Origin of the sequence: Curtobacterium sp. B18, from assembly GCF_000333375.1 — a bacterium.
In the GTDB taxonomy this organism is placed as follows: domain Bacteria; phylum Actinomycetota; class Actinomycetes; order Actinomycetales; family Microbacteriaceae; genus Curtobacterium.
Window position 1 is genome coordinate 1 of the sequence record NZ_BACZ01000462.1, and the last position, 4,593, is coordinate 4,593.

Annotated in this window: 3 protein-coding genes; all 3 read left to right on the forward strand. The window is 70.3% G+C overall.

All coding sequences use genetic code 11. From position 1 onward, the window contains the following. A partial coding sequence (locus tag I5E_RS12415) for an alpha-L-rhamnosidase-related protein (protein ID WP_022907264.1) occupies positions 1–1,150 on the forward strand: 1,150 nt, incomplete at its 5' end. 181 nt (positions 1,151–1,331) lie between these two features. Then, on the forward strand, positions 1,332–2,504 hold the full coding sequence (gene rhaI / locus I5E_RS12420) for an L-rhamnose isomerase (RefSeq protein ID WP_022907265.1): 1,173 nt from the start codon (positions 1,332–1,334) through the stop codon (positions 2,502–2,504). A gap of 5 nt (positions 2,505–2,509) precedes the next feature. Next, positions 2,510–4,593: bifunctional rhamnulose-1-phosphate aldolase/short-chain dehydrogenase (locus I5E_RS12425; RefSeq protein ID WP_042723837.1), on the forward strand; the 2,084-nt coding region annotated here is incomplete at its 3' end.

The window sequence follows — 4,593 nt, forward strand, 5'->3', positions numbered from 1 at the left end:
GGGCCTCCTCGGCGACTGGCTCCGGGACGTCTGGCTCGAGCAGCAGCACGCCGACGGCGTCATCCCGTTCGTCGTCCCGGACGTGCTGAAGTACTCCCCCGCCGAGGACTTCGGCACGCCCGACGCCACCGCCGTCTGGTCGGACGCCGGGGTCTGGGTGCCGTGGACGCTCTACCAGGCGTACGGCGACACCGCGGTGCTCGAGGAGCAGTTCCCGTCCATGGCCGCACACCTCCGGCGGATCCGCGACCACCTCTCCCCAGAGGACCTGTGGGACACCGTGTTCCAGTTCGGCGACTGGCTGGACCCGGACGCCCCGCCGGAGGACCCCGCGGCGGCGAAGGCCGACAAGGGCGTCGTCGCGACGATCTGCGCCTACCGGTCCGCCACCATCGCGGCGGACGCGGCCGAGCTGTTGGGCGGCCACGAGGCGGAAGCGAGCGAGTTCCGGGAACTCGCGTCGCGCCTCCAGGCCGGCTTCCGGACCCACTACCTGCAGGACGACGGTCGGATCCTGTCCGACTGCACGACCGTCTACACGCTGGCGATCGTCTTCGGGATCCTGACCGAAGAGGAGCGGGCCACGGCCGGCGACCGTCTGTCTGCGCTCGTCGAGCAGTCCGGCTACCGGATCTCGACGGGCTTCGCCGGGACGCCGTTCATCACCGACGCGCTGACGCAGACCGGACACGTCGACGACGCGTACCGGCTGCTGCTGCAGACCGAGTGCCCCTCGTGGCTGTACCCGGTGACGATGGGCGCGACGACGGTGTGGGAGCGGTGGGACTCGATGCTGCCGGACGGCACCATCAACCCGGGGCAGATGACCTCGTTCAACCACTACGCCCTGGGTGCCGTGGCCGACTGGATGCACCGGGTGGTGGGCGGACTCGCGCCGCTCGAGCCCGGCTACGCGTCGGTGCTCGTCGCGCCGCAGCCGGGCGGTGGCCTGACCTGGGCGTCGACCTCGCTCGACACGGTGCACGGGCACGTCGCGGTGCGGTGGGAGCTCGTCGACGGGGAGCTCCTCGTGCGGGTGACGGTGCCGGAGGGCGTCACGGCCGTGGTCCGGTTGCCGGGCGTCGAAGACCAGCGGGTGTCGGCGGGCACGCACGAGCTGCGTGCGCCCGCTGCCGTGCCGGCCGCGTAGCGATGGGCACGGGGCGCGGCGGTCCCGCTCCGCCCCGTGTCGAACCACGTTCCCGACGTCGAACCAGCCGCACCGGCCGGTTCGATGTCGGAATCGTAGTTCGTCGCTCACCGCGGCTTGCGCGAACCCCGCGCAGGCCGTACCGTATGAAACGATTCAATCAGCCACGAGGAAGTGCACGATGACATCGACCCCGACCTTCGCCGGCATCGCCGACCAGCTCGCGCGCCAGGCGATCGAGCTGCCCAGCTGGGCGTTCGGCAATTCCGGCACCCGTTTCAAGGTGTTCGGGACGCCGGGCACCCCGCGCGACCCCTACGAGAAGATCGCTGACGCCGCCCAGGTGCACCGGTACACCGGTCTCGCGCCGACCGTCGCACTCCACATCCCGTGGGACCTCGTCGACGACTTCGCCGACCTGAAGCGCCACGCGGAGGAGCACGGCGTCGCCCTCGGCACCGTCAACTCGAACACGTTCCAGGACGACGACTACAAGTTCGGCGCCCTGACCCACGTCGACGAGACGATCCGGCAGAAGGCGATCGACCACCACCTGCGCTGCATCGACGTGATGGACGCCACCGGCAGCCGCGACCTGAAGATCTGGCTCGCGGAGGGCTCGAACTACCCCGGGCAGGAGGACATGCGCAGTCGGCAGGACCGCCTGCACGAGAGCCTGTCGACGATCTACGACCGGCTCGGTCCGGGCCAGCGCCTCGTGCTCGAGTACAAGTTCTTCGAGCCGTCGTTCTACCACACGGACGTCCCGGACTGGGGCACGAGCTACGTGCAGACGGCCGCGCTCGGCGACAAGGCGATGGTCTGCCTCGACACCGGGCACCACGCCCCCGGCACGAACATCGAGTTCATCGTCATGCAGCTGCTGCGGCTCGGGAAGCTCGGGTCGTTCGACTTCAACTCGCGCTTCTACGCCGACGACGACCTCATCGTCGGTGCGGCGGACCCGTTCCAGCTGTTCCGCATCCTGGTCGAGGTCATCCGCGGCGGCGGGTACGACAACCCGGACGTCGCCTTCATGCTCGACCAGTGCCACAACATCGAGGACAAGATCCCCGGGCAGATCCGCTCCGTGCTCAACGTGCAGGAGATGACGGCCCGGGCGCTGCTGCTCGACCGCGTCGCGCTCACCGCGGCGCAGGAAGCGCACGACGTCCTCGGCGCGAACGAGGTCTTCATGGACGCGTACCAGACCGACGTCCGGGCAGACCTCGCCGCGTGGCGCGAATCCCGTGGCCTGCCGGCGAACCCGATGCACGCCTACCTCGACTCCGGCTACCAGCGGCAGATCGCCGAGGACCGGGTCGGCGGCGTGCAGGCCGGCTGGGGCGCGTAGACACCATGACAAGCACAGGACTGGAGGCACGGGTGGACCCCGCACCGCACGCCACGTCCGCAGACGAGACGGTCACGGCGCTCATCGCGCGGTCGAACGCGCTCGGCTCGGATCCGCGGATCACGAACTACGCCGGCGGCAACACCTCCGCCAAGGGCACCGACACCGACCCGGTGACGGGCGAACCGGTGGAGCTGCTGTGGGTGAAGGGCTCCGGGGGTGACCTCGGCACCCTCACCCCGGCGGGCCTCGCGGTCCTCCGGGTCGACCGGGTCCGCGCGTTGCGGAACGTCTACCCCGGCGTCGACCGCGAGGACGAGATGGTCGCGGCGTTCGACCACACCCTGTTCGGCAAGGGCGGTGCCGCACCGTCGATCGACACCGCGATGCACGCACTCGTCGACGCCGCGCACGTGGACCACCTCCACCCCGACGCCGGCATCGCGATCGCGACCGCTGCGGACGGCCCGGCGCTGACCGAGCGGATCTTCGGCGACAGGGTCGTGTGGGTGCCGTGGCGCCGGCCGGGGTTCCAGCTCGGACTCGACATCGCGGCGATCCAGGAGCAGCACCCCGAGGCGATCGGCACGATCCTCGGCGGCCACGGCATCACCGCCTGGGGTTCCTCGTCCGGAGAAGCCGAAGCGAACTCCCGCTGGATCATCGACACCGCGGAGGCGTTCATCCGCGAGCACGGCCGGGACCAGCCCTTCGGCCCCGTCCGTCCGGGCTTCGACGCGCTGCCCGAGTCCGACCGCCGCGTCCGGGCGGCCGCCCTCGCCCCGACGATCCGCGGCATCGCCGGGCACGACAAGCCCGTCGTCGGCAGCTTCACCGACAGTGACGTCGTGCTCGACTTCCTCGCGTCGTCGCGGGCACCCGAGCTCGCAGCCCTCGGGACGAGCTGCCCGGACCACTTCCTCCGCACCAAGGTCAAGCCGCTCATCCTCGACCTGCCTGCCACCGCGAGCATCGACGAGACCCGAGAACGTCTGCACGAACTCCACGACGCCTACCGGGCCGACTACCAGGCGTACTACGACCGCCACGCCGACGAGACCAGCCCCGCGATCCGCGGCGCCGACCCGCTCATCGTGCTCGTGCCCGGCGTCGGGATGTTCTCGTACGGCAAGGACGCCCAGACCGCCCGGGTCGCCGGCGAGTTCTACGTCAACGCCATCAACGTCATGCGCGGCGCGGAGTCCCTCAGCTCCTACGCCCCGATCGACGAGGCCGAGAAGTTCCGCATCGAGTACTGGGCACTCGAGGAGGCCAAGCTGCAGCGCATGCCTGCCCCCGCGAAGCTGAGCACCCGGATCGCACTCGTGACCGGTGCCGCGAGCGGCATCGGCAAGGCCATCGCGAAGCGCCTGGCGGCCGAGGGCGCGGCGGTCGTGATCGCGGACCTCGACCTGACGAAGGCCCAGGAAGCGGCCGCCGAGATCGGTGGCCCGGACCAGGCCATCGGCGTCGCGGCGAACGTGACGAGCTCGGCGGACATCGAGCAGGCGATCCAGCAGACCCTCCTGCACTTCGGCGGCCTCGACCTCGTCGTCAACAACGCCGGACTCTCGCTGAGCAAGAGTCTGCTCGAGACCACCGAGCAGGACTGGGACCTGCAGCACGACGTCATGGCGAAGGGATCGTTCCTGGTGTCCAAGGCGGCCGCGAAGGTCCTCATCGAGCAGGGCCTCGGCGGCGACATCGTGTACATCTCGTCGAAGAACTCGGTGTTCGCCGGGCCGAACAACATCGCCTACTCCGCCACCAAGGCCGACCAGGCGCACCAGGTCCGGCTGCTCGCGGCCGAGCTCGGCGAGCACGGCATCCGCGTCAACGGCATCAACCCCGACGGCGTCGTCCGCGGCTCGGGCATCTTCGCGTCGGGCTGGGGTGCCAACCGGGCGAAGACGTACGGCATCGACGAGCAGGACCTCGGGAAGTTCTACGCGCAGCGCACGATCCTGAAGCGCGAGGTCGTGCCCGAGAACGTCGCGAACGCCGTCTACGCCATCTGCACCGACGACTTCTCGCACACGACCGGTCTGCACGTGCCCGTCGACGCCGGTGTCGCCGCCGCGTTCCTCCG

Excerpts from the sequence above, each read along its gene's own strand:
- rhaI (WP_022907265.1), top strand. The coding sequence starts at position 1,332 with ATGACATCGACCCCGACCTTCGCCGGCATCGCCGACCAGCTCGCGCGC.